The organism is Streptomyces sp. DSM 40750, from assembly GCF_024612035.1.
GTDB lineage: Bacteria > Actinomycetota > Actinomycetes > Streptomycetales > Streptomycetaceae > Streptomyces.
This window is the reverse complement of the sequence record NZ_CP102513.1, coordinates 11,148,955-11,172,114: the sequence shown is the minus strand read 5'-3', so window position 1 is coordinate 11,172,114 and position 23,160 is coordinate 11,148,955. Positions and strand designations below refer to the sequence as shown.

Sequence of the window (23,160 nt, the reverse complement as noted above, 5' to 3'; positions counted from 1 at the left end):
TCGGGCTGGTGTACGTGACCGTGCCCGGCCTGGTGCTCGCCCCCCTTCTTCGACAGCGGTGACGACAGGGCCGTCGAGATCGCCACACAGCTGCTCCTCGTCGCAGCGGTCCTGCAGTTCTTCGACTGCACCCAGAACATCGGAATCGGTCTGCTGCGCGGCCTCGACGACACCAAGGGCGGCTTCCGCGTCACCCTCGTCGGCTACTGGCTCGTGGGCCCCTGCCCGCCGCGGTCCTCCTCGGCCTCGCCATCGGCCTGGACACCCTCGGCATCCGGCTCGGCCTCCTCACCGGCCTCGCCACTACCGCCGTACTCCTCCTACGCCGCTTCAACCGGGGCCTCGGCCGGCTGCCCCGGGCGACGGAACCGGCGCCGTCCCAGGCCTGATCGCCGGGTGCCGGGCCTGGGGCAGGACACAGCCGACCGTTGACCCGTATGTGCGGTGATGGCGGCATCCCCGCGCTCCCCACGCACCGCTCCCGACATCTCAAGGCACGTTCAGGTTCGTTCAGCCTCTGCTTTCAGCGCCCCACGAGCAACTGAAGCGGCAATCCGACATCGCGTCTCGAGGGCCGGTGCCGACAGGCCCAGAGGAGAGGAAGCGGCATGAAGCGCAGGGCGCAGTGGCTTGTCGCAACCGGGATTTCGGTCGGCCTCCTCAGCGGCGGTACGGGCTTCGCCGTGGCCACGTACGACGGCAGACGGGCTGCGATGTGGTGTTCACGCTGGTGGAGGCGCATTGTCAGTGGAGCCCTGAGCCTCCTCATTCGCGGGCGGATGTGAGCCGTTGTCTGCGGGACGGGCCCGACGGGGAAACGGCCCGTACTAAAACGGCCCCGGGGCCTGCTCGTGTAGGCGCCTGTTCCGATGGGGGCGGGCGTGCCACCTACGAGGCGTGGAGAGTGGGAACCGGGCAGGTCAGCGGCTCCCATTGCTGCCGGAGGCGACCTAGGGCAACGAGGATCATCGCCGCTGCAGTGCGGCGACGCCTGGGCGGCGTCGACGACCTGGCTGTTCCGTTGGAGTGAAGAACTTGATGAGCCGCTGCCTTCCACGCCTCAACACGTCATGGTTTCTCTGAGGCAATCAGGGTCGAAGGGAGCAGGGTTGTGCATGTGAGGCGTATCGGAACAATCCTGAGCGCTGCCGCGCTCACCATGCTGGCCATTCCGACGAACGCTCACGCCGCAGCAGTCGCCTGCGGCGGCGGTGTGTCGACAGGCCGGGTGGCCGTCAACGGCTGCATCAGCGCCCAACGCGGAAAGGAAGGCCGAATCCACACTCGGGAGATCACGGCGTACGTCAAGGCGCGCAACACGGGGCCGAGGGCGGTGAACGTCTCCTACGAGGCGTTCTTTCGTGTCGTCAACGGTGGTTACTGGGTGAAGTTGGGCAGCGGTCGCACCTATGTCCCGGCAGGTGGGACCGTCGAGCCCACGGAGGTGGGAAGCTCGACCCGGGTGTGCGGGCCCGTAAAGGTCGAGATTCGTGTCCACGCCCGTGCCGACGGGGCCGCCTGGAGCGGGTGGTCCACCGCCGGCACGGCGCAATGCCAAACCTGAGCGGCCATACTGCGAACGCTCCGCCGCATACGGCAACTTCTCAGCCAGTGCCGTGACCGGAAACGATCACCGGAGTGTGTGACGGCCGGGCGGCCGCAGCGGTGGTGTCACGCAGGTCAACAATGTCGCGCCATTGCCTGTCAGTTCCCTGGTCTAGGGTCGCCCGCATGGCCGAGCCCTCCTTTCTGACCGCCGTGCGTGAGTCGTACGACACGGTTGCCGTCGACTACGTCGAACGCGTCCCGCCTCCAGCCGAGATGGACCCGCTGTCACGCGCGATGCTGGCGGGGTTCGCCGAACTCGTGCGGACGGCCGGTCTGGGGCCGGTCGCGGACCTGGGATGCTGCCCCGGCCGCGTGACGGCGCACCTGGCAGGGATGGGGGTGTCCACCTTTGGCGTCGATCTGTCACCGAAGATGATCGGGCTGGCCCGCCACGCCTATCCGAACCTGCGGTTCACCGAGGGCTCGATGACCTCGCTGGAGATGGGGGACGACGAGCTCGGCGGCATCCTGGCCTGGTACTCCACCCACCACACGCCCCCGCAGTGGCTGCCAGCGGTGTTCTCCGAGTTCCACCGCACGCTCGCGCCCGGCGGCTACCTGCTCTGGGGAGACTATGTCGGCGATGAACGGCTGCATCCGACCCAGAGCTATGGCCGTCCGGTGTCCTACGAGTCGTACCTTCTGCCGCTGGACCGCATAGTCGGCCTGCTGGACCAGGCCGGACTCGTCGTCGCCGCGAGACTGGAGCAGGAGCCCGGCGGACGGGTGAGGAGACCGCACGCCTGCCTCCTGGCCCGCAAGCCGGAAAGGCCCTGACGGGGCTTGTTCCTGCGGCGAGGCCGCTCGTGCCAGAACGCAGACGATCACGGGGCGGGCGGGTCAGGGCACTGGGTGGAGAGGGCGGCCGCCCCAGCGGATGCCTTTCTCGCTGCGGATACGGGCGCGTTCGCGGCGCTGGGCGGCCAGGACGTCGGGGTGGCGGGCGTTCTGGTTGCGCCAGTGCAAGTAACGGTGCAGCGCGCGGGTTTGGACGGTGTGGTTGGGGCGGTTCGAGTTGGCGAGGGTGAACTGACGTAGCGGTCCGAAGTGCGCCTCGATCGGGTTCGCCCAGGAGGCGCTGGTCGGCGTGAAGCAGAGATCGACCTTGTTCCTGGCCGCCCACCGGCGGATCTTGCTGCCCTTGTGGGCGGAGACGTTGTCGAGGATGACGTAGACCGGTGCGCCGTCCGGGCGGGCCGCCCGGATGCTCTTGAGCGCGGTGAGAGTGTGATCGGTGCCCTTGCGACGGTGGTTGACACCCCAGAGAGTGTCGTCACTGCCCGTCGGGCCTGCTCTGTCTGGCCCAGCAGGTACCGGCGGTCGGGCGGATGCCGAGCGGGCCGAACTCGTCGAAGGCGAAGGTGCGGTCAGGGGCGCTCCTTGAGGGCGTACTCGATCCGGTCCAGCTCGGCGTCCTTGTCCGGGTCAGTGGTGGACTCCTTTGCAGAGGCGATCCTCCTCCCATCACCAGTCGCGGGGGAAAAGGACGCCTCATAGATGCTGTGACGGGTCCAACTCCGGTGCATGGAAAGGACATCGGCTTTGGCGAAGACGTTCCACTTCTCATCCATGTCCCGGGCTCGATATCCGCGCCGGATCCGGTCCCAGTCCTCGTCAGTCCAGACACGATCGGGCAACTGAGGCACCGGCCTGGGCGCGTTAATCGGATGGAGGCGCCGGAACGGCTCTCGGGTGAGCGGGGCATCGGCAGTCATGACGTGATCCTGCGGATGCATCACTCCAACAGGACAGCGCCTGACAGAACGCCGTCGGCTGACCTAGCCCGGCCTACGGGGGGGGCGATTCCCCTTTGCCCCGCACGCGAGGGGCCGGACGGCCTCCCGCTATTGCGGTGCGACGGCTTTGACCCAGTCCTCGACGGCGACGACATCTGCCCACTGCGGGAACAGTCTTTCGGTGAGCATCTGGTGCACCTCGGGGTCGGTGTCGAGGCAGGCATCCGCCAGGACGGTGAGGCCGAAGTCCAGGTCAATGGCGTGCCACAGGGTGGACAGCACGACGGCGCTGGTGGCGATGCCGGTGAGAACCAGGCTGTCGATATCGCGAGCCCTGAGCACCAGGTCGAGGTCGCTGCCCGAGAACGCGCTCCCCCGCCTCTTGGTGACCACGACGTCGCCCTGCTGGGGCGCGACGTCGTCATGGATCTCGGTGCCAGGGGAACCCTCGGTGAACAGGCCGGCCCTCACCACGTTTGTCATCACCTTGTTGCGGGGGCTGATTTCTGGATCGCCCGGCCGTAACCCGAGCACCACGTAGATCACGGTGATACCGGCAGCCCGGGCGCCGTCGATCGCCCTGCGCAAGCGCGGCAGATATCCGGAACCGTCATCGGCGATGGCCACGACGTCCCGTTGGACGTCCATCACCAGAAGTGCGCTGTTCGCCATGCCTGCCGTCCCTTCTCCGTTGGGAAACAGGAGCAAGTCTGGTGGATCAACCGAGCTGCGGTGGAGGTTTCGGAGATCCTCATCAGCGTCGCGCCGAAGTGCGCCCATGACCGGTATCAGTTCTCATCGACACTTTCTTGCCCTGTTGTCACCAAGTGCTGTCCAAACTCGGTGACACTGCGGACGCGGAGGTCACGCCAGTTGGCGGTGAGTCCCTGTCCGCGCAGGGACGTGCTGACACCGTCTGCGACCTGGTGCACGGTGAACATGCCCATGCCGATCTTGAGGGACGCGGGGAGCTCGGCCACCAGCTCTTCGTGAACGGTCTTTCCGTCTACCTGCCAGGTTGGTGAAGGGTGTGGTCACCCCGGGATACCGCAGGCGTTCGGTGATCGCGAACACGGTCTCGCCGCTTGTGCACAGGTCGCAGACCCAGCCGTTGACCGGATCGCAGAGCACGAGGGCCGCGAAGCCGTCTCGGTAGTCGTACGGCGTCGCGTTGACCGCGTCGGCCGCGATCGAGGCGGAGAAGGCGATCCTGCCGGCCTCGGGCAAGGTGAAGTCCTCGGTGGAGAGCACGAGGAACTTGCAGTTGTCGGCCATCTGGACGGGATGGCTCTGGGTGAACTTGTCGATGCCAACCCGCACGCCACGATCGCCGAAAGTGATCTTGGCTCCCGGCTCATCGGCGACGAACGTCGTGCCGTCCGGGCAGTGGGAAGCTCAGATGGAACCAACGGGTCACGTCCAGGGCCAGGCCCTCGAAGCCGTCGTAGACGATCTCGTGTCTGATGTCGGTGCTCGTCATGGTTGTGTCTTTGCCTTCGCGCTGACGGTCTGGCTGGGATGGAGGCCGAACCGGCCGGTCTTCACCAGGCCACCGCGCCGTAACGGTCACGGAAGGTCCCGGTCGGCCCGTCCACCCCGATGGTGGCGAGTTCGACAATCGCGTCGGTCCCCTCGGTCACTGTCTGCGGTCCGCGGTGCCCGTTGAAATCGGTCGCGGTGTAGCCGGGTCGGCCGCGTTCACTTTCACGTCCGGCCAGGCCTTCGCGTACTGCGTGGTCAGCATGGTCACGGCAGCCTTCGACGATGTGTAGAGCGGCGCGACGGGCCGCGACTCGACGCGCTCGGCGTCGTGGGTCGCCGCGAACGACCCCATGCCGCTCGACACATTGACGATCACCGGGCTCGCGGACTTGCGCAGCAGGGGCAGGAACGCATGCGTCACCCGGACGAGCCCAATGACATTGACCTCGAACACCGCGCCGGCGTGAGCGGCCGTGATCTGATCGGCGGGGACGTGCGGTTCGTAAACTCCTGCGTTGTTGACCAGGACGTCGATGCCCCCTTCGCGAGCCTCGACGTCGGCGGCGGCCGCGGCCACCGACGCGTCGTCCGTCACGTCGATCTGGACGAAACGGGCACCGAGTGCCTCGGCGGCCGCCTGGCCGCGCTCTGGATCGCGAGCGCCGACGAGGACGGTGTGACCGGCCTCGATCAATCGGCGGGCGGTCTCGTACCCGAGGGACTTGTTGGCTCCTGTGATGAATGTTGTTGTCATGCGTTCACCCTCGGCCAGTGGCGAGAGGAGAACCAGTGCCCTCCGCGACGGTAGGACCGCCAGTACCAGGCGCAACGGCTGTCCAGCGGACACAATGGTCGAGTGGACGAGACCCTTGGCACCGCATTGCGCCGCTGGCGCGACCGGCTTTCCCCCATCGATGTGGGGCGGACTTCACGGCCCGGACGACGTGCGGTGGGGTTGCGACGCGAGGAACTGGCCGACCTCGCAGGGCTGTCGGTCGACTACGTGGTGCGGCTGGAACAGGGGCGCGCCAGGAGCCCTTCGGCGCAGGTCATCGCGAGCCTGGCCAGGGCACTGCAGCTGGAACCCGTGGAGCGCGATCACGCCTATCGGCTGGCCGGCCTCCTCCCGCCACAGGAGGGGACGATCTCTACGCATGTACCAGCGGGGGTCCAACGGATGCTGGCTCGCCTCGGGGAGTTCCCCGTGGGCGTGTTCAGCGCCGACTGGACGTTGCTGTCCTGGACTCCAGCATGGGCAGTGCTGCTGGGCGACCCCAGCGCACGGACACAGGCCGAGCGAAACCTGGTGCGGGCGGTCTTCGCCGCAGGGCCCGGAGGGCTCGCGGCCTGGCCCGTACTCCCGGATGGCGACGCCCTGAACCCCGCCCTCGTCGCCGATCTGCGCATAGCTCTCGTCGACTACCCCCACGACCGTGGACTGATCAACCTTGTCGCGGAACTGCGCTCCACCAGTGCGGAGTTCACCCAGCTGTGGGACGAGGGCGCGGTCGGTCCGCACGTCTCGGCTCGCAAGATCATCGTGCACCCCGAGGTCGGCGAGGTGACGTGCGACTGCGACGTGCTCACCGTCCCAGGCTGCGATATCCGCCTCGTCGTCTACACGGTGGCCGCGGGTTCCGCCGATGCGGAGAAGCTGCAGTTCCTGCGGGTCACGAACGGAGTCCACCCCGACCGCTCCTCGCCTTCGGGGCCCGATCTGTTCTCCACGCCGTGACAACCGGGTGGGCAGGCCCCCGTCCAGCCGCCAGAGGTTGGGGAACCGCAACTTCGAGGGCCGCATCCAGCCCGAAGTCACCATGAACTACCTCCCTTCCCCTCCCCTGGTCATCGCCTGCGCCCTCACCGGCACGATGGACATCGACCTCGCCACCGAACCCCTCGGCCACGCCCATGAGGGGTGACCCCGTCCACCTGCAGGACATCTGGCCCGACCCGAAGGAGATCGCGGCCGTGATGGCCGGGAGTATCGACGCGGCGATGTTCACCGACGCCTGCGCGAACCGTGGTCACCTGATCGCCGAGTCTGACCAGTACCCGCGTCCCGATGATGTCCCGTACGGCTACGGGTTCCCTCGCCATGTCGTCGAGGCAGGGAGGGCGGCGAATGACCCCATCTCGCCGGCCGGCGCCATCACCGTGACCAGCGCAGCGGCCCAATACCTGACTCAAGTCGGCGCGCCCCCAAGGGAGTCCAACACGTACACCTCTCGGCGGGGCAACCACCAGGTGATGATGCGCGGTGTGTTCGCCAATGTCAGGCTGCGCAACCAGGTCGTCCCGGCACCCGTGGCGGCCGGACCCTCAACTTCCTTGCGGCGGGCCGCGAAAGCTCGATCCCCCGAATGGTGCCATCTCCAGGACGGTGTTCGGGCGTGTAGCGCGATTCCGGGCGCACTCCACCCTTGACCCCGCTGGTGAGCGGACATCTGCTGCCGACGCCGCCCTGCAGCCACATGCCCGACGGCTTCCTCAAAGGGGCTGACGCTGTTGCCCTTCTTTCGCCCAGCGCGTCAGGCAGTGGGGCGGTCGAGGAGACGGGCGGCGAATTCGATCGCCCGGTCCGCCCGCGTGCGGTCCCCGGAGACGAGAAGGTCGAGTTGGAGGCCCCGAACCTGTGCGAGGAGGAGGGTGGCCAGAGCGGTGGCGTCCTCCGGCGGCCATCCCTCCGTGATCAGCCGGTCGGCCAAGAGGCGGACCCAGTCGTGGACGAGCGACTGGGCGAGGTCCGTTTCCGGGTCGCGCTTCCGGCCGTAGTGGGTGACCAGTTCGAAGAGGACCAGGAACTGCCGCTGTTCTCGCGGCTCGCAGAGGCGGTTCCACATCTCCTTGAAGAGGTCGGCCATCGAGCGCGCTCCGTGGAGTTCCCCGTCCGAGGTCAGCCGGACGGCCAGATCCGCCCGGATCTTCTCCCCGACGGCCATGATCAGCTCCTCCTTCGAGGAGAAGTGCCGCAGCAGCGTCGCGTGCGTGACGCCGAGCGCCTGGGCCACCGGTCGTAGCGACAGGTCGGTGACACCGTGGTCGAGGACGTACTCAGCTGCCGCGGCCAGCAGTTCGGGGCGCCGGTGCTGGAAACGCAAGCTGCGTCCGTCGACGCGGGGAGAACTCATCGCGACCTTCTCTCACGCTGAGTGAACGAAAGAAAAATTAAGCGTACCACTCGGTTGCCCTAACCAGTTGGTACTGCTACTTTCGGCCGGAACCGCTCTTCGGGCTTTCGTCTCCCCGTCCGGCCCGCTGCGCTTCCCTCTTCGAGCCCTCGAAGGACGACGATGACCGAACAGCAGGACATGACCCTGGCCGACCTCGGCTTCTTCACGGGCGTACCGCAGCACGACCACCTGTGCCGGATGAAGGACCTCCTCAAGTCCCGCGAGATGGCCCCGGCCGCGCGGCCGTACGTCTGGCCGGAGGGGGAGGCGACCGCCCTGCCGGAGACGTACGTCTTCGACGGCGCCTCACGGTCGAGCAAGGAGTTCCTGACCGACACGGACACCGCGGCCGTGCTCGTGCTCATCGACGGAGTCGTCCGGCACGAGAGCTACTTCCTCACCGGCGGACCGGACGTGCAGTGGCTTTCCATGTCGGTGGCCAAGAGCTTCGTCTCCGCGCTCGTCGGCATCGCGGTCGCCGAGGGACACATCGCCGGCATCGACGATCCGATCAGCTCCTACGTACGGGTGGAACCCGGTTCCGCGTATGACGGCGTGTCCATCAAGGACGTACTCCAGATGTCCTCCGGCGCCCGCTGGAACGAGGACTACAGCGACGTCACCTCCGACGTCTACCAGCTCAGCGCCGCCACGATGGGCATCGGCGGCACTCTCGACGACTTCGTCGCCCGCATGGTGCCCGAGAGCGAGCCCGGCACGGTCTGCCGCTACAACTCCGGCGAGACCCAGGTGCTCGGTGCCCTGGTGGCCCTGGCGACCGGCCGCTCGGTCGCCGACTACATGCGGGAAAAGCTGTGCGAGCCCCTGGGCATGACGTCGGCCGGTTACTGGCTGATCGACCCCGCCGGGACGGAGTTCTCGTTCGCCGGGCTCAATCTGACCGCCCGCGACTACGCCAGGATCGGCGAGCTGTACCGCAACGGCGGCAAGTGGCAGGGGAGGCAGATCGTCCCGGCCGAGTGGGTGCGCGACTCGGTCACCGTGACCGCGACGCACCTGGAGCCTGGCCGGCCCCTGGTCGGCGGTCACCAACTCAACCTGGGCTACGGCTACCAGTGGTGGCTCCCTGACGGGGACCGTGGAGAGTTCAGTGCGATCGGCGTGTACAACCAGTTCGTCTATGTCGATCCTGCCGCCCGCACCACCATCGTCAAGCTGTCCGCCAACCGCCGGTACGGGACCTCCACGGAGGAAGCCACCAACCGCGATATGGAGACCGTCGCCTTCCTGCGCGCCATCGCCCGGCAGGACCACTGACACTCACCTCACGAGTGGTCACGCCGAACTGGCGCACAACGTCGTGATCCATGAAGGGCGTACCCATGCTGACCCGCGCGAAGACCACCGATGGTGTGCTGTGCGGCCGGGCCGAGGACGGCCTGACCGTCTTCCGAGGCGTGCGCTACGCCACCTGAGAGCGCTTCGGTCCGCCCCGCGCGGTGCCTTCCTGGAACGGCGAGCGGGACGCCACGGTCGACGGCCCCATCGCCCCGCAGGCTCCGTCCAGGCTGGAGTCCGTGATAGGCGCCCCTGAGCGGCACGAGCAGGGCGAGGACTGCCTGAACCTGACGATCACCACGCCCGGAGTCGATGACCGGGCCAGGCCGGTGCTGGTGTGGTTCCACGGCGGCGCCTGGATCTCGGGCGCCGGATCATGGAAGTGCTAGGGCGGCCACCGGCTGGCCCGTGAGGGCGACGTGGTCGTCGTCTCGGTCGGCTACCGGCTCGGCGTGCTCGGCTATCTGCGTTCACCAGCGATCTCCGAGGGAAATCTCGGCCTCGCCGATCAGCTCGCGGCCCTGCGGTGGGTGCGCGACAACATCGCCGCATTCGGCGGTGACCCGGACACGGTGACCGTGGCGGGCCAGTCCGCGGGAGCCCACACCGTGCAGTGCCTGCCGCGGGAGCCCACACCGTGCAGTGCCTGCTGGGCATGCCGGACGCCGAGCGGCTGTTTCACCGGGCCATAGTTTTCCGCGCAGATATCAGGGTAATCCAGGGGCATCCGTTGGAGCTGACGGAGTGGATCACGGACACGCCAGGAGAGCAGTCGGCGAGTGTCTACAGTCCGCCCTGTTGCCACTGATTGGGGGGATCAGGTCGTGGATGAGTACGCAGAGTTTAGGCAGTTGGCCCGTAAGACGGTGGAGCTGCTTCAGGCGGACCCAAGCAAAAAGAAAAGTAAGGTGTCCGCCGACAACATAGAGGTCGAGGGATGGACCATCGACCACGGCAGCTCATACAGCAAGGAAACACTCTTCTCCAAGGCCCCTGGAGACTTCAAAGAAGTCTGGGGCAACAACGGCGAAATCATCCTCGGCGAGGACGCTGAAATCTACTCTTTCTCCTGGCATAAAGAGGAGAGTGGGTGGCCCACTGTCATGAAGGAGTCGAGTTCGCTGCGCAAGCTGGAGGCTCGGGATCTGGTGGGAGGCAAGGGAAAGCCATTCAGCGAGTACACGAATAAGTTGAACCGGCTCCGTTGGTCCTAGCATCTACGCACGCCCGTTCCCGTTTGCCTGCAAAGTCGCGACGCCCGGACTGCAGATGAGCCCTGCCGTCGAATCCCGACTGGGAGTCATGAAATGTTCAAACTCGTTATTACGGTGCATGGCTCTGGCGACTTGAACGAGACAGGGAGAGCGATTTTCGAGGCGGTTCCGCGCCTTTCGGAGGACCCATGAAGTCCGAGTCAATGACATGATCTTAAGCCGCGTCGGAAGCGCGAGGTACTCGATCCCATCAATGCTCTCTCCAGCCGGGGTTACCGCATAGGAGGGGGTGGTAATGGATCGGTGACCGACTCTGAGTTCGTACAGGCCTTTGCCTCCGCGTATGTGTGACGACCAGTCCGGCGGCAAACGGGTAGAGAGGGGACGGGGACCCACATCGGCGGATAGGGGGAATGCATGCCATCGCTATTGGCGTGGTGAACGCCCAGTGAATCGATGTACGCGACGAGTCGTTGAGGAGGCGTGCGTGTCACAGACGTTGAAGATCACGATTATGGCATTGGCATTGGCTGGAATTGTTTCGACTCCTTTAATATGGTTGCTCGGCAGCCCCAACTCCGGCCAGCTCGTTGGAGCCTCAATCCAGGGTGCCGTTGGCATCGCGGCGTTTGTGTGGGCGCTATTTCAAAACCCCACCAGCCGGGTTGATGACGTGGCTGTACGGACCGGTGAACCTGAAGCTGAAGACGGGGGCAGCGCAGTTACCGGCGTCAAGCGGCCCAAGGGCAGGGGAAGCGGATCGGCGAAGGCCCAGGACACCGGGAAGGCGAAGGCCACCGGCAAAGGAAGCCGAGCTGTCAGCGGCGTCGACTACGAGTGACCCGGCTCGGCCAGAGGGAACGGGGGGCGGCGAATGGTGAAGCGGCGCAGGCGAAGAAGTGAGCCTGGTGCGCAGGCCGACGTCTCCGCGACCGACACCGGCGACACGGTGGCCGGGGCTGGAGGGAAGGCGGTGACCGGCTACTCCGGACCAGCACAGAGAACTGCGGGAACGCCCGTGGTCCCCATAAATGTGTCCGGGACCGGCGACGCGATCGCCGCCACTGGCGGCCTGGCCAACAGCGGCTATATCCACGAGCTGAATGTCGGCACACTCACGATGGTGTTGAAGCGAGGGCCTCGTGAACCGGCTGCATGGCCGCACCAAATCGGATTGATCCCACCGCGGGCGCTGTCCTTCCAGCCTCGAGCGGAGTCGGAGCGTCTGGAGGAGGCGGTACGGGGCGGGGGCACGGCGGTGCTCACCGGTATGGGTGGCGTGGGCAAGACGCAGCTGGCTGCCGACTATGCGCATACCGCTTGGCAGGGCGGCTGCCTGGACGTGTTGGTGTGGATCTCCGCGAGTAACCGCTCGGCAGTGATCTCGGGATACGCGCAGGCCGGCGTCGAGCTGTGCGGGGCCGATGCCTCCGACCCTGAGCAAGCCGCGAGAATGTTCCTGGCGTGGCTCCATCCCAAGGGCGGCACCGACCAGTGCCGATGGCTGATCACCCTGGATGATGTCTCTGCCCCCGCGGATCTGCGCGGCCTGTGGCCGCCGGCAAGCCCGCATGGCCACAGCGTTGTCACCACCCGGCGCCGCGAAGCAGCTCTGTCGGGGCACGGGCGCCATGTGATCGGAGTCGGCCTGTTCACGGAGGCGGAAGCAGTCGCCCACCTCACCTCGTCTCTGGCAGCACACGACCGGCATGAGCCCACAGACCAGCTCGTCGCGCTGGCCTCTGATTTGGGCCACCTGCCCCTCGCCCTCTCCCAGGCCACCGCATATCTGGTCGACGCGGGTCTGGACTGCCGTGTGTACCGCCGCCTGCTTGCCGACCGAGCAAAGACGCTAACCGAGTTGATGCCCGAGACGGGCACCCTGCCCGACGACCAGGAAGTCGCGCTTTCCGCAGCATGGTCCCTATCCATCGAACGCGCCGATCGGATCCACCCCGTCGGGCTCGCACGCCCCATGCTCCAGCTCGCAGCCATGCTGAGCCCCAACGGCATCCCAGGCAGCGTCCTCGGTAGTTCGCCTGCCCTCGCTCATCTCGCGGAGCATCGCGCCCGCACTGCCGGGAGCAGTGGACGATCGCACCAGATCGAGCCGTATGACGCAGTCCTCGCGCTCCGGGTTCTGCATCGGCTCAGCCTGATCAAGCACACCCCTGCCACCGAGAACCAGGCGGTACGCGTACATCAGCTCATCCAGCGGGCCACCCGTGAGAGCCTCCCCTCGGACCAGCACGACGACCTAGCCCGCACCGCAGGCGACGCCCTGGTCGACGCCTGGCCCGAGGTGGAACGGGACAGCGCCCATGCCCAAATCCTGCGGGCCAATACCGAAGCCCTCAATGAGCACGCACCGATGCCTCTCTGGGTGGCCAGGGCGCACCCCGTCCTTTTCCGGGCAGGGAAAAGCCTGGGAGAGGCCGGGCTCATCGACGCCGCCCGTTCCTACTGGCACGAACTCCAAGCCACCGCCTACCGTTCTCTGGGTTCCGATCATCCAGACTCTCTCACCACCTCGCACTACCTCGCCTTCTGGCAGGGGGAGGCGGGCGATGCCGCCGGGGCCGCTGCCGCCTTCGCCGAGCTACTGGGGGATCGGACACGGATCCTGGGCCCCGACCACCCCAGCACCCTCAACACCCGGGCCAACCTCGCCTACCAGCGCGGCGAGGTGGGCGATGCCGCCGGGGCCGCCGCCGCCTTCGCCGAGCTACTGGAGGACCGAATACGGGTCCTGGGTCCCGACCACCCAGACACCCTCATTACGCGGGGCGATGTCGCCGGGTGGCGAGGGACGGCAGGAGACGTCGCCGGGGCCGTCGCTGCCTACGCCGAGCTACTCAAGGACCGGCAGCGAGTCCTGGGCCCCGACCACCCCAACACCCTCAACACCCGGGGGAACCTCGCCTACTGGCGGGGAGAAGCGGGGGACGCCGCCGGCGCCCTGAGCGCGTACACCGAACTGCTGGAGGACCGACTTCGCGTCCTTGGGCCCGACCACCCACACACCCTCACCAGTCGGCACAATGTCGCTCGGTGGCGCGGGGAAATGGGGGACGCCAAAAGAGCCACCACGGAATTCGCCGAACTATTGAAGGACCGGCTGCGGATTCTCGGCCCCGACCACCCCCGCACTCTCAAAACCAGGTCAAACCTCGCCCGATGGCAGGGAGAGGCCGGTGACCCGGAGGGCGCCGCCAGCGCATTCGCCGAGCTGTTGACCGACGCACTGCGCGTCTTGGGGCCCGACCACCCGGAGACGCTCAAAATCCGCGCATCCCTTGCCCGATGGCAGAGGTGACTGCAGATTGAAAGGCCGTCCGCGCCACCCGCACCGTCTCCGCCGGAACCTCTCCGGGTTCCTCCGGCCGCATCGACACCCGACACCCTCCCCAAACAACAACGTCGGCTTCCAGGACCACAACCGGGTCCTGAAAGCCGACGTCACGCCGGGCCCGAATTGACCAACGGCGTCACCATGAGGTGGACGGGCCTCTTCGCGTACTGCGCATGCTCGTGCGGGTTGCGGTTGCGTCTTCACGCAACACCCGCGTTATTAGATGGCGGCCTTCTTCGCGCCGGAGAACGCGGCGAATGCGCCGATGGCGAGAAACAGGAAGGTCATCGCGTCGGCCGACTTGCTCCAGTCCTTGGTCAACCCGTCGAAGTGCTCGGTGAACAGCGTAGTCGCGGAGACACCGAGTTCGTCGGCGCCTGATGGTCAGCCAGTCCCGGGCCTCGGCGAACTTCCTCAGGTCGGTGGCCTTGTGGACGTTGAGGTTGTCCCAGATGAGCACGATCGGGCCGCCGAGCTGCTGATGGGCGGCGATCAGCAGGTCCCGGTAGTCGCGCCAGGAGAAGCTCTTGCGTCCGTCCCGTCTGCCCTCGTCCCGGCGTGGCCGGTAAATCAGTGGGAGCGGTGGCCAGGTTTGTAGCAGGTCAGCGCCGCGATGGATATCCGTCTGCGGGAACGGCCGCGGACCCGCACGATGGGGGTCCGGCCGCGCTGTGACCAGGTCTTCGCCTGCGGCGGCGTCATGGAGAATCCGGCCTCGTCCTCGAAGACGAGCCAGGCTCCACTCACCGCCGCGAGTCTTCCGCGCACGGCCACACCTCCTTGACCCACCCGGCCACCGCCTCGTCGTCCCGCTCGATCGCGCGTCGGGCTGGCACTTGGCACGACCAGCCATTACGTACCAGGAGCTTGCGCACACCCTGGATCGTGCAGGTCAGGTGGAAGCGCTGGCCGATCACCGTCTTGACCCGCGCCAGCGTCCACCGCTGGTCCTCCCAGCCGTGCGCGGCCGGCCCCTTGGCCAGCTCCGCCTCCAACTGCGCGAACTGCTTCTCGTTCAGCCTCGGCAGCGAGGCAGGTCCCTGCGACCGCAGAGCGCGCGGACCGCCCTCGTCCCAAGCCTGCCGCCACCGCTGCACCGAGCGGACACTGACCCGCAGGTCCTTGGCGATCACCGAGCTCGCCTCACCCTGGGCGAACCTCTCGGCCGCCTTGAGCCGTAACTCCTCACGGAACTGCTGCCGTTCGGCGGTCAGCCCGCCCCCTTGTGGATACCGCATGCACCGGTGATACCGCACGAGCGACGAGCCGTCAGCCCATACGACTCCACGAGTTCAACCTCAGTAGCGGTAGTTCGTTAAATCCGGAGGTAGAGATCAAGGCCGTGTCCGGTGGTGACCGCGTCGATCAGGGCCTGGAGTTCGGAGGGTGGGTCTCTGTCCGTCCAGGATCGCCACCATCGGTTCAGGGTGGTGGCAGGGGTGAGCCAGGCGCGGACCGAACGTAATGCCTTGGGCCAGCAGGGCAGTTGGGGTTCGGTTGGTCCCCCTCTCTGGCCCCTCGTCGGGGCACGGGTCCGGGGCGGTGTCATCCAGGGGTCCGGGTGGGGCGAACCACTGGTCCCAGCAGAAGGAGAAGGCGCAGTTGACCAGGGTCTGGTGGCGGCGGATGGCGCGGTCGGAACGGACCTGGAAGTCGGCCCAGCCGAGTTCGTCCTTGATCTGTTTGTAGCTCTGCTCGATCCACGGCCGCAGGCCGTAGAGGCGGACGATCTCGGCGAGGTCGGCCGGCGGATGCGGGCTGGTGGCGGCGTGGGGTGCGTCGGGGTGGGGCAGGTTGGTGGCCAGGTACCAGGTGGCCTTCTCCGGCAGCCGGGCTGGGTCGGTGGTGGCCACGACCAGACGGCAGGGCGAGTCGGGACCGTAGCCGCCCAATCGGGCATCGGCGGCCCACCAGGTCTCGGTGTGCCCGTCGCGGAAGTGACGCTCCACGGCCGTCCAGTCGCCGGGGCGTCTGGCATCGAGCCAGGTCAGGGCGTGGGCGGCCTCGATCGGGGTGTGCGGCTGGTCGGCCGGAGCCCAGGTGCCACGGTGCGGCTTGAGCGCGACCACGTAGGCCAGGCCGGCCTCGCGCAGTGCGAGGTACCAGTCGTCGCTGACGGAATAGGCGCAGTCGGCGACCACGGCCCGGCAGCCGAAGCCCGCCTCCTTCCCGCGGGCCGCGAGAGCGGCGGACAGCTGTGGTTTCGTGCGGAAGGCGGGATCGGACCGGCCGCGGGCGAAGTGGTGGGCAGGGGTGTAGGGGTGCGCGTGCAGCGGGTAGTAGACGCGGCCGTCGGTCCACACCGTGGTCACCGTGACGATGCCGTTGTCCGTCTTGCCCAGCCGGCCCAGCCACTGCCGGCCCACATTCGCGGTCGCGGTGCCGTCCTTGCGGTCCCCGGAGTCGTCGATCACGATGACCCCGCCGTCGTGCGGAGCCGTCGCCCGCTCCTCGCACAGCAGTTCAAGCCGCCGGTCGTTGATCTGCTCGGCCTCCCAGGGCGACTCGGACAGGAAGAACTGCAGCCGCTGCACCCCCGGCATCCCCGCACCGGCCACCGGCTCTGCCCCTGCCAGGCAGGTGATCGTCTTGTTCCGCTCCCGCGGCGCCAGCAGCCCGGTCAGATACTCACGAAACCCCCGCCGCTGGGCCAGACTGAAGAAGAGGTCGTCGAACCGAGCCGCGTAGTCCTCCAACGGTCCCGGCGCGGGCGGACACGGACGGCGAGCAGTCATCTTCAGCCCCAGCCAGGCAGTTGGCTCACACCACCGGCCTAAGACCAACCCGACCCGTCGTCGAACAGGCTCTTGCCGGTGCGTCCGCAGACACGTTGGGAAGTTGCCGCCGGTCGGGCTCCGGACGCCGGTGGGCAGGTGACCGTGGATCTGGACGGAGGCCTGGTCGTCGACCCACGCGGACAAGCAGGATGCCGCCCGGACCTGGAAAACCTACGGTGACCACCCGCTGATGGGGTTCGTCGACCACGGGCCGCCGCGAGACCGGCGAACCCGTCGCCGCTCTGCTCAGGCCTGGGAACGCGGGCTCGAACACTGCCGCCGACCAGTGCCGCGCGCCGCCATCACCAGCTGCGCGTACGTGCCGAGATACCGGGCGAGGTCCGCGGGATGCATGGCCTGGATCTTCGATCGTCCTTGTCGTCCCACTCCCGCGCGCCCAGCACGTTCCACGACAGGATGCACAACTGCACGCAGCGCCGCCCGGAGCCCTCGGGGTCACGGAAGGCACGCGCCCGAACCCGCCCTGGGTGAGCTGCAGTTCGGCCTTCTTGATGCCTTCCCCCGGGCTGAGCGGGCCTTCGGTGACTCGCAGAGGCAGGGGGAAGGTCGAGTCGTTATGTCCGCAGGCTTCTGAAAGCTGTTTCTGTACCTCTTTCCGCAGATGACGCAGGCGTGGAGTCTGCCCGCACTGCGGCGCCGCCGCGGTGTCCGCCAGGACACGGCATGCCGCCGTCATCCGGTGGACTCGGGGTACAGCAGGCCAGCGAGGTTGAAGTGGTGTGCGCCATCGGCGTCCAGGCCCTCGGCGGAGCCCGGGACGAACACGACCTGGGGGTTCTTGCCACGGGTCGAGGCGACCAAGTCGTCGCGGCCGTCGCCGTTCACGTCGAGGAGCGGGGCATGCGGGGCGAACTGCGCGCTCGACGGCCTGGTGCGCTTCGCGTCGTACGGAAGCCCGACGTCCTTCGTCACGATCGACCGGAGGTTCACTCGGTCCGCGTGGGCGACGTCCCGCACCTCGAAGACGACACCTTGCCACCAGTTCGCCCCGTAGGCGCCGGTGACCGCGTCGAGGCGGCCGTCGCCGTCCACGTCGCCAGTGCTCCCACCGCGGTTGCCGGGGTCGGTGAGCTGGCCGGGGGCGAGGCCCGGCAGGTCGTGGAAGGTGGCGACGGGGTCTGTGGCGCCGCCACGCAAGACGTCGAGCGTGCGGTCGTCCCCGTAGCCGCCGAAGACTACGCTCCAAGTGCCGGACGCGGAACGGGGTAGCGGCCGAGCTCCCGCCCAGGACCTCGCCGCGGACGGACCGTCCTCCCCGCCGAGCAGCAACGTGCCACCGGAGACGACCGGAGCGCTCGGGTCGTCGCTCTCCGGGTCCGTAGTGGCGAAGTCGAGCAGCAAGTCCGCGGTGTCGTCACCGCCGTAGTCCCCAGCCCGCACTCTGTAGGGGACGCCTTCTTCGGAATGCGGTCCTGCCGCCTCGCGCCGTGCTGCGGGGCGGCCAGAGCGGTCGAACGGCCCCTTGTACCAGACGACTTCGGGCCCGGTGGCGCCGCCGGGACGGGCCAGATCCGTGCTGCCGTCACCGTCGAAGTCTCCGAGTGCGGGAGGTGTCTTGGCCATCGTGGTTGTCTTGCCTGTATTGGTCGTCGTGCTCAAAGACAGGTCGACGGGCCGGGAGAGCCCCTCGGCTCCGCCCCACAGCACACGGACGACGCCGCTCTCCGTCGCCATCAGCAGATCGGTGAACCCGTCGTCGTCCAGGTCGGCGCGAAGGGGATGCGGGCGGGCCAAGGCGTCCGACGCGGACGCGGGCACATCGGTGCGTACGTCGGCATGCGGCCCGTTCGCCCCTCCGTACAGAACTGTCAGACCGGAGCGGGTCCACACCACCGGGTCCCCGAACCCGTCCCCGTTGAAGTCGTCCGGGTCCGGATACGCCGAGGCGCGTCCTGCGGTCGGCTTCGCCCCCGGCCCGGATGCCGCTTTCTCCAGCCACCACAGCACGGCTGCGGCGACGAGCAGCAGGGCGCAGGGGAAGGCCCACAGTCGAGTTGATCGTCTCTGCACGGTGTTAGGACCTCGGACGAGCGCAGAAGGTTGCGCTCAGTCGATAATCATCCGTTGAGAACCAGGGCTCCGGGTACGCCGCGTGACGGTGACGAGATCGCGTGCCCAGTCGGCCGGGCACGCCGCGTTGCGTTGATCGAGTTGGGCCCGCTCCGCGGGCCTCGTACGGTCCTGCGGGCGGTTCGAACTGATGCCGATGCGGAGGACGCGTACACGTAGGGGAATGCGTGGGGGCACACATTTACGGGGTCTGTGGATCGGCCTGCATTTCAAGATAGGGATGACCATCGCCGCGACGGCGGCGGTGTCGGCAACGCTGACCCGCGCGTCCATCCCGGTGCTCGTATCGGAAGACCGCCGTGACAGCGTCCTCGCCGAGTACCAGGCGGCCGCACAGCAATACCGGGCCTCCGGAGGCCCGGACACTACCGGCCTCGAAGTCGACCCGACGATCGTGCCGGAGGACCGGCGCCGCGCCGTCCTACCTGGCGGTGCCAGGTCGGCCACCCATCTGGTCAAGGACAAGACGGGAACCATCGCCTGGGCCGCGGGCCGTGGTGAACACGGAAGACTGCTGGCCCTCCGCCGCGACTATTTCCCAGCCCCTCTCCGAGGATCTGGAAGCGGTCACCCGGAACGCTGCCGTCATCGGCGCGCTCCTCGAGGAACGCCGGGTGCGCGGGCGGGCGGCGCGGGACGCCAGCGCGCTGACCTGCCGTGGTCGGGCCCGTGGTCGGGCCCATGGTCGGGGCGACGGTCAGGGCGTGTCGCCGGAGTAGTAGAAGCGGCACATCACACCCGGGCCGGGCGTGCGGGGTTCGCTCGGGTGCGGGTCGTACAGCGCGCGGCCGCCGGGCCACCGCGACAGCTCGGTGGGCAGAGCGGCGCCGTCGTCGACTTCCTCCGGTCGCCATCCCGTGATGTCCAGCAGCAGTCCGTCCAGCGGCCCGCCCATGAGCGCGGCGTACGTCCGGTGCGGCACCGGGCCGGGGTCGGGGTCGTCGTGGTCGTGGCCGTACACCCGGCCGCGCAGCAGCTGCTCGTCTCCGTTCATCCGACCAGCCTTCCAGCCGCCACTGACATTGACGGGCCCGCGGTGCTCACCGGGCCTTCGGACAGCGAGGCCAGTGAGGCCGGCGAGGTGTCGTAGCGCGCCGACCTGCCGTGGTCGGGGTGATGGTCCGGCGTGGTCGGGCCCATGGTCGGGAGCGCACACGCCGCTCGGTTTACGGACGGAGGGGCTGGGTGGAAGGCATGGGTCTGTGACGTGGACGCTGCCGGAACCGATGCTCGCCGCCCCTGTGCCCGACCCGGTGCTGCTGCCCGGGTGGGCGGGCGAGCCGAAGTGGGATGGTTCTCCAGACACTCAGATGTGTCTCACCTCCTGGTGCCGTCGTTTCAGGAGCCTGTGCGCGAGGGTGGCCACGGAAGTTCGGGCGCGTTGTTCGTCGTACACATGACGATGTGCGACCCGTTCCAGGTGAAGGCGATCGGTACGTCGCGCGGGGTTCCGTCCTTGGCGAGGTAAGACAGGCGGGTCACGTCACGGGCCAGCAGCTCCTGGCTGATCGGGCGGTTCAGAACCTCGATGACCTCGTTCGGCTGCATGGTTCGGTTCCTCCTTCTCAGCGCAGTTGCTCGGCCAGTCCGACGATGATGCCCTCCGGGCCGCGGACGTAGCAGAGCAGATGGCTGTCCTCGAACCGGGCGATCTCGCCGACGAGTTCGGCGCCGTGAGGGCGCAGACGGGCAACGGTGTCCTCGATGTCGTCGACGGCGAACATGACGCGGTGCGTGCCCAGAATGTTGTGCGGCCGGTTGCGCGGCCCGGCGCTGATCACCGCGGGGCTGCGGTACTTCGCCAGCTCGAGCCGGCTGTGACCGTCCGGGGTCCGGAGCATCGCGATGTCACAGCGGACGCCGTCGAGTCCGGTGCACTGGTCGGCGACGAGGCCCTCGACCTCCGCCCTGCCCTCCAGCTCCATACCGAGTTCCACGAAGAACGCGATGGCGGCATCCATGTCTTCGATGACGATGCCGACGTTGTCCATCCGCTGAATCGCCATGCCGGTTTCTCCCTCTTCCTCGTGCGGCCGGTGGTGGCCGCTGATGTCCCTGGGACGGAGCCGGTGGCACGTTCTCGACATCCGCAGACCGCCGAACTCCGAAAAATCTGGATCGCGCCTCAGCACCGCTACAGCAGACCGCGAGCCGGGCGCCACCACCGAGGGTGAGTACGGCACAGGTGGCCACTCCCATGAAGACGATCAGCCGTAGCGTGCCGTCGCCGCTTTTCCGTGCTTCCTCGACGATTCGCAGCGTGCGCGCTTGAGCATTGCGCCTCCCCCATTTACCCCATTGATTGACGGTGCCGGGCCACCCTTGGCGGGTGGAGTTCCCCGTGCCGTTCGCCCTCGCCGCACCCGTCCGGGCCCGCGCGGCGCCGGCGCGAGCTGTGGGCCGCGCTGGCCCCGCTGGGCCCGAGCATCCGTGGACGGGAACGTGGCGACATCGCGGCGGCGGGGTGACCGATGCGTCGGCGCCTGATGACTCATGAGAGATCAGGGATTCTGGAGAACGACGGGTGGCAGGCCCTGGTCTCGGTGGATGCCGGGCGGGTGGTGCTGCGCTCACGGAGGGGTACGGACCTGCTCGCGTCGTTCCCGGAGATCGAGGCCGGGAGCAGGAAGTTGCCGGATTCCACGGCGCTGGACGGGGAGCTGATCGTGTGGGGAGTCCGAGCGTCTCGCGTTCGAGCGTCTCCAGGCCGGCTGCAACGGCGCGGCTCCGCGGCGGCCCGGCTCGCCGATCTGTGGCCTGCCCACTTCGTCGCCTTCGGCCTGGTGCGCCTCGGGCACGGCCACCATGGCGTGGCCGTACCGGCGGCGCCGGGCCGCACTGGAGGATCTGTTCACCGAGCACACGCTGACGGCACCGTGGGCGCTGTGCCCGTCGGCCACCGAGGCCGACACGGTGAACGAGTGGCTGTCGTGGTCGGCGGTGGGCCTGGAGGGGATCGTCTTCAAGCGGCTTGACAGCCGGCATGAGCCGTCGGCGCGCGGATGGCGCAAGTACAAGGTGCGCGAAACGCAGGAGGCGATCGTCGGCGCGTTCACCGGACCTTTGACGGCGCCGCGGACTCTGCTGCTGGGGCGTTTCGACAAGGGCGGGCGGCCGCAGTACACCGGCCGCACCCCCACGCTGCCGCAAACGGCCGGCCATGCTCTCGCACCGCTGTTGGCCCCGGCCGGAAGCGAGCGCCCGTGGACGAGCTGGACGTTCTCTGCGGGGTGGGGCACGAGGAGACCTTGAGTGTCACCCTTGTGCGGCCCGAGCTGGTGGTGGAAGTCGGCGTCGACGTCACCCGGGACAGTGCCGGGCGTTGGCGGCACCCGGCCCGCAGGTACCGCGCCCGCCCCGACCTCTCCCCCGGCGACGTCGAACGCTTCGGCAACCCCGGATAGCCGACGCTGCCGCCTGTGCTCCGCGTGCCTTCGGCAGCGCAGCCAGGGTGCGGCGGTCCTCGCCGTGGCCGAAGGACCCGCACACCGGCTGATCGGGCTGTGCGGCAGGGTCGTGGTCGCCCGGCAGATCTCAGCTGAAGACCCACGATGGGGGGTGCAGAGACCGGTTACTGGCATTTCTGCGTGGCACGGGGCGCGTGCATGGGTTCGGTCGACTCCGTGGCGGGCACGGCAGGCGGGTGGGCCGGGCAGCGGCCGGGGCGGCGGGCGTTCGGGCGGCGGGCGTTCGGGCGGCGTCGGATCCTATCCAGCGCTGCCAGCATGCCGCTACCGCCGTCTCCCCGCTCAGCGCCCAGGCGACCGGCTCGACCATCTCCCAGCGTGGCAGGCGTTTGCCGTTGAGCATCTCCGAGGTGGTTCCCTCGCGCACGGTGGCCTGCGGGTAGCGGCGTCGGCTGCGCCGCACGAGCTGCGCATAGCTGGTTCCTACCCGCCTCGCGGTGCGGCTGCTGTAACCACACGGCGAAGGCAGCGACCGGGTCGGGCTGCCCACCAGCATGTTCGCTGTCATTCACAGTCCTTTGCGCCGAGCGTCGACCGTGGCTGACTGGTCGGCACAGCCGCACATCCACGCGGCACCGTACCGCCCGCTCCAGGGGCCCCCTTGGTCATGACGGCACTCGCCTATACCAGCGCAACCCCCGCCCTGGCCGCCGGTCGGCTGGTCGCCACCGCCCTCGCTCTCATCACCCCCGCACGCCGCGCGGACGCCCTGGACGGCCCTATCGCTTCGGCAAAGGCAGCTACACGGTGAACAACGGAAACGGGGGCGGGCTGGACGCGCGCACCGCGCTGCTGCTGCTCGTCGGCGGGATCGGTACGAACATCGCGTTCCTCCAGCCCACCTTCGGCGTCGCCCTCATCGTGGGCATCGGCGTGATGACCATCCTCCACTTCCTGCTCAAACACTGATGAGGGACTCGTTAGTGTCTGTTCTGTGCCTCGATGCCGCAGGACAGCGCCG

The 23,160-nt window shown here is 68.1% G+C and carries 22 protein-coding genes and 6 pseudogenes; 14 read left to right on the top strand and 14 right to left on the bottom strand.

Annotation, left to right across the window (positions count from 1 at the left end; translation table 11 throughout):
* Positions 1 to 1,117: 1,117 nt before the first annotated feature.
* Positions 1,118 to 1,564, top strand: coding sequence for a hypothetical protein (locus JIX55_RS48975; RefSeq protein ID WP_257561435.1), 447 nt, complete (start codon positions 1,118 to 1,120; stop codon positions 1,562 to 1,564).
* Between the two features lie 167 nt (positions 1,565 to 1,731).
* The gene (locus tag JIX55_RS48970; protein WP_257561436.1) at positions 1,732 to 2,385 is read left to right on the top strand and encodes a class I SAM-dependent methyltransferase; all 654 of its coding nucleotides are present in this window, start codon (positions 1,732 to 1,734) and stop codon (positions 2,383 to 2,385) included.
* Between the two features lie 63 nt (positions 2,386 to 2,448).
* Here the strand turns inward: JIX55_RS48970 and JIX55_RS48965 are convergent.
* From JIX55_RS48965 to JIX55_RS48945, 7 genes and pseudogenes are all read right to left on the bottom strand, one after another.
* Positions 2,449 to 2,877 (bottom strand): annotated as a pseudogene (locus tag JIX55_RS48965) (transposase); the annotation flags it as partial.
* A 13-nt stretch (positions 2,878 to 2,890) separates the two neighbouring features.
* Positions 2,891 to 3,056: pseudogene (locus tag JIX55_RS51765) on the bottom strand (IS630 family transposase); the annotation flags it as partial.
* 396 nt (positions 3,057 to 3,452) lie between these two features.
* A complete protein-coding gene (locus tag JIX55_RS48960; RefSeq protein WP_257569183.1) occupies positions 3,453 to 4,016 on the bottom strand; it encodes a cysteine hydrolase family protein in 564 nt (187 codons plus the stop codon).
* Between the two features lie 116 nt (positions 4,017 to 4,132).
* Positions 4,133 to 4,276: a hypothetical protein gene (locus JIX55_RS51760; RefSeq protein WP_443046687.1), complete on the bottom strand. Its 144-nt coding sequence runs from the start codon at positions 4,274 to 4,276 to the stop codon at positions 4,133 to 4,135.
* Positions 4,209 to 4,664 (bottom strand): DUF6081 family protein, encoded by a 456-nt coding sequence (locus JIX55_RS48955; RefSeq protein ID WP_257561437.1) that lies wholly within the window; start codon positions 4,662 to 4,664, stop codon positions 4,209 to 4,211. Before JIX55_RS48955 ends, JIX55_RS51760 begins: the two co-directional genes overlap by 68 nt.
* Before the next feature lie 34 nt (positions 4,665 to 4,698).
* Entirely contained in the window at positions 4,699 to 4,824 is a 126-nt protein-coding gene (locus tag JIX55_RS48950) for a hypothetical protein (RefSeq protein ID WP_257561438.1), read from the bottom strand.
* Positions 4,825 to 4,885: 61 nt separating this feature from the next.
* Positions 4,886 to 5,580, bottom strand: a pseudogene (locus JIX55_RS48945) (SDR family NAD(P)-dependent oxidoreductase).
* 102 nt (positions 5,581 to 5,682) lie between these two features.
* On the opposite strand from JIX55_RS48945, the gene JIX55_RS48940 reads away from it, so the two are divergent.
* The 3 genes from JIX55_RS48940 to JIX55_RS48930 are packed head-to-tail and all read left to right on the top strand — an operon-like array spanning position 5,683 to position 7,253.
* Complete coding sequence (locus tag JIX55_RS48940) at positions 5,683 to 6,561, top strand: helix-turn-helix domain-containing protein (RefSeq protein ID WP_257561439.1); 879 nt, start codon at positions 5,683 to 5,685, stop codon at positions 6,559 to 6,561.
* A 37-nt stretch (positions 6,562 to 6,598) separates the two neighbouring features.
* Positions 6,599 to 6,748, top strand: a complete 150-nt coding sequence (locus tag JIX55_RS48935) for an aconitase family protein (protein ID WP_257561440.1) — start codon at positions 6,599 to 6,601, stop codon at positions 6,746 to 6,748.
* Positions 6,738 to 7,253, top strand: a complete 516-nt coding sequence (locus JIX55_RS48930) for a hypothetical protein (protein WP_257561442.1) — start codon at positions 6,738 to 6,740, stop codon at positions 7,251 to 7,253. Before JIX55_RS48935 ends, JIX55_RS48930 begins: the two co-directional genes overlap by 11 nt.
* Positions 7,254 to 7,357: 104 nt before the next feature.
* Here the strand turns inward: JIX55_RS48930 and JIX55_RS48925 are convergent, their stop codons facing one another.
* The gene (locus JIX55_RS48925; RefSeq protein ID WP_257561443.1) at positions 7,358 to 7,957 is read right to left on the bottom strand and encodes a TetR/AcrR family transcriptional regulator; all 600 of its coding nucleotides are present in this window, start codon (positions 7,955 to 7,957) and stop codon (positions 7,358 to 7,360) included.
* 162 nt (positions 7,958 to 8,119) lie between these two features.
* Between JIX55_RS48925 and JIX55_RS48920 the strand changes: the two genes are divergently transcribed.
* From JIX55_RS48920 to JIX55_RS48900, 5 genes and pseudogenes are all read left to right on the top strand, one after another.
* Positions 8,120 to 9,277, top strand: a complete 1,158-nt coding sequence (locus JIX55_RS48920) for a serine hydrolase domain-containing protein (RefSeq protein ID WP_257561444.1) — start codon at positions 8,120 to 8,122, stop codon at positions 9,275 to 9,277.
* A 173-nt stretch (positions 9,278 to 9,450) separates the two neighbouring features.
* Positions 9,451 to 9,990, top strand: a pseudogene (locus tag JIX55_RS48915) (carboxylesterase family protein); the annotation flags it as partial.
* A 132-nt stretch (positions 9,991 to 10,122) separates the two neighbouring features.
* Positions 10,123 to 10,512 carry a hypothetical protein gene (locus tag JIX55_RS48910; RefSeq protein WP_257561445.1) on the top strand — a complete coding sequence of 130 codons (390 nt, stop codon included), beginning with the start codon at positions 10,123 to 10,125 and terminating at the stop codon, positions 10,510 to 10,512.
* Positions 10,513 to 11,026: 514 nt separating this feature from the next.
* Positions 11,027 to 11,353, top strand: coding sequence for a hypothetical protein (locus JIX55_RS48905; RefSeq protein WP_443046688.1), 327 nt, complete (start codon positions 11,027 to 11,029; stop codon positions 11,351 to 11,353).
* Between the two features lie 132 nt (positions 11,354 to 11,485).
* On the top strand, positions 11,486 to 13,828 hold the full coding sequence (locus tag JIX55_RS48900) for a tetratricopeptide repeat protein (protein WP_257561448.1): 2,343 nt from the start codon (positions 11,486 to 11,488) through the stop codon (positions 13,826 to 13,828).
* A gap of 415 nt (positions 13,829 to 14,243) precedes the next feature.
* Here the strand turns inward: JIX55_RS48900 and JIX55_RS51755 are convergent.
* Positions 14,244 to 15,102, bottom strand: a pseudogene (locus tag JIX55_RS51755) (IS630 family transposase); the annotation flags it as partial.
* 96 nt (positions 15,103 to 15,198) lie between these two features.
* Positions 15,199 to 16,599, bottom strand: a complete 1,401-nt coding sequence (locus JIX55_RS48885; protein ID WP_257561450.1) for an IS701 family transposase — start codon at positions 16,597 to 16,599, stop codon at positions 15,199 to 15,201.
* Positions 16,600 to 16,710: 111 nt separating this feature from the next.
* On the opposite strand from JIX55_RS48885, the pseudogene JIX55_RS48880 reads away from it, so the two are divergent.
* A pseudogene (locus JIX55_RS48880) lies at positions 16,711 to 16,925 on the top strand (transposase); the annotation flags it as partial.
* 409 nt (positions 16,926 to 17,334) lie between these two features.
* Here JIX55_RS48880 and JIX55_RS48875 read toward each other — a convergent pair.
* The 4 genes from JIX55_RS48875 to JIX55_RS48860 form a co-directional block, all read right to left on the bottom strand.
* Positions 17,335 to 18,672, bottom strand: a complete 1,338-nt coding sequence (locus tag JIX55_RS48875) for an FG-GAP repeat domain-containing protein (RefSeq protein WP_257561451.1) — start codon at positions 18,670 to 18,672, stop codon at positions 17,335 to 17,337.
* A gap of 757 nt (positions 18,673 to 19,429) precedes the next feature.
* A complete protein-coding gene (locus tag JIX55_RS48870; protein ID WP_257561452.1) occupies positions 19,430 to 19,726 on the bottom strand; it encodes a hypothetical protein in 297 nt (98 codons plus the stop codon).
* A 344-nt stretch (positions 19,727 to 20,070) separates the two neighbouring features.
* Positions 20,071 to 20,280 (bottom strand): hypothetical protein, encoded by a 210-nt coding sequence (locus tag JIX55_RS48865; protein ID WP_257561453.1) that lies wholly within the window; start codon positions 20,278 to 20,280, stop codon positions 20,071 to 20,073.
* A gap of 17 nt (positions 20,281 to 20,297) precedes the next feature.
* Positions 20,298 to 20,738: a VOC family protein gene (locus JIX55_RS48860; RefSeq protein ID WP_257561454.1), complete on the bottom strand. Its 441-nt coding sequence runs from the start codon at positions 20,736 to 20,738 to the stop codon at positions 20,298 to 20,300.
* A gap of 799 nt (positions 20,739 to 21,537) precedes the next feature.
* Between JIX55_RS48860 and JIX55_RS48855 the strand changes: the two genes are divergently transcribed.
* From JIX55_RS48855 to JIX55_RS48845, 3 genes are all read left to right on the top strand, one after another.
* On the top strand, positions 21,538 to 21,984 hold the full coding sequence (locus JIX55_RS48855; protein WP_257561455.1) for an ATP-dependent DNA ligase: 447 nt from the start codon (positions 21,538 to 21,540) through the stop codon (positions 21,982 to 21,984).
* Positions 21,981 to 22,136, top strand: coding sequence for an ATP-dependent DNA ligase (locus tag JIX55_RS48850; RefSeq protein ID WP_257561457.1), 156 nt, complete (start codon positions 21,981 to 21,983; stop codon positions 22,134 to 22,136). The genes JIX55_RS48855 and JIX55_RS48850 overlap by 4 nt, the downstream gene beginning before the upstream one ends.
* An 810-nt stretch (positions 22,137 to 22,946) precedes the next feature.
* A complete protein-coding gene (locus JIX55_RS48845; protein ID WP_257561458.1) occupies positions 22,947 to 23,108 on the top strand; it encodes a hypothetical protein in 162 nt (53 codons plus the stop codon).
* Positions 23,109 to 23,160: the final 52 nt, after the last annotated feature.

Bases quoted from the DNA above. Each gene is read 5' to 3' on its own strand.
- JIX55_RS48905 (WP_443046688.1), top strand. From the start codon at position 11,027: ATGGCATTGGCATTGGCTGGAATTGTTTCGACTCCTTTAATATGGTTG.
- JIX55_RS48970 (WP_257561436.1), top strand. From the start codon at position 1,732: ATGGCCGAGCCCTCCTTTCTGACCGCCGTGCGTGAGTCGTACGACACG.
- JIX55_RS48870 (WP_257561452.1), bottom strand. From the start codon at position 19,726: ATGAACGGAGACGAGCAGCTGCTGCGCGGCCGGGTGTACGGCCACGAC.
- JIX55_RS48925 (WP_257561443.1), bottom strand. From the start codon at position 7,957: ATGAGTTCTCCCCGCGTCGACGGACGCAGCTTGCGTTTCCAGCACCGG.
- JIX55_RS48860 (WP_257561454.1), bottom strand. From the start codon at position 20,738: ATGGCGATTCAGCGGATGGACAACGTCGGCATCGTCATCGAAGACATG.
- JIX55_RS48855 (WP_257561455.1), top strand. From the start codon at position 21,538: ATGGCGTGGCCGTACCGGCGGCGCCGGGCCGCACTGGAGGATCTGTTC.
- JIX55_RS48960 (WP_257569183.1), bottom strand. From the start codon at position 4,016: ATGGCGAACAGCGCACTTCTGGTGATGGACGTCCAACGGGACGTCGTG.
- JIX55_RS48950 (WP_257561438.1), bottom strand. From the start codon at position 4,824: ATGACGAGCACCGACATCAGACACGAGATCGTCTACGACGGCTTCGAG.
- JIX55_RS48865 (WP_257561453.1), bottom strand. From the start codon at position 20,280: ATGCAGCCGAACGAGGTCATCGAGGTTCTGAACCGCCCGATCAGCCAG.
- JIX55_RS48920 (WP_257561444.1), top strand. From the start codon at position 8,120: ATGACCGAACAGCAGGACATGACCCTGGCCGACCTCGGCTTCTTCACG.
- JIX55_RS48930 (WP_257561442.1), top strand. From the start codon at position 6,738: ATGAGGGGTGACCCCGTCCACCTGCAGGACATCTGGCCCGACCCGAAG.
- JIX55_RS48885 (WP_257561450.1), bottom strand. From the start codon at position 16,599: ATGACTGCTCGCCGTCCGTGTCCGCCCGCGCCGGGACCGTTGGAGGAC.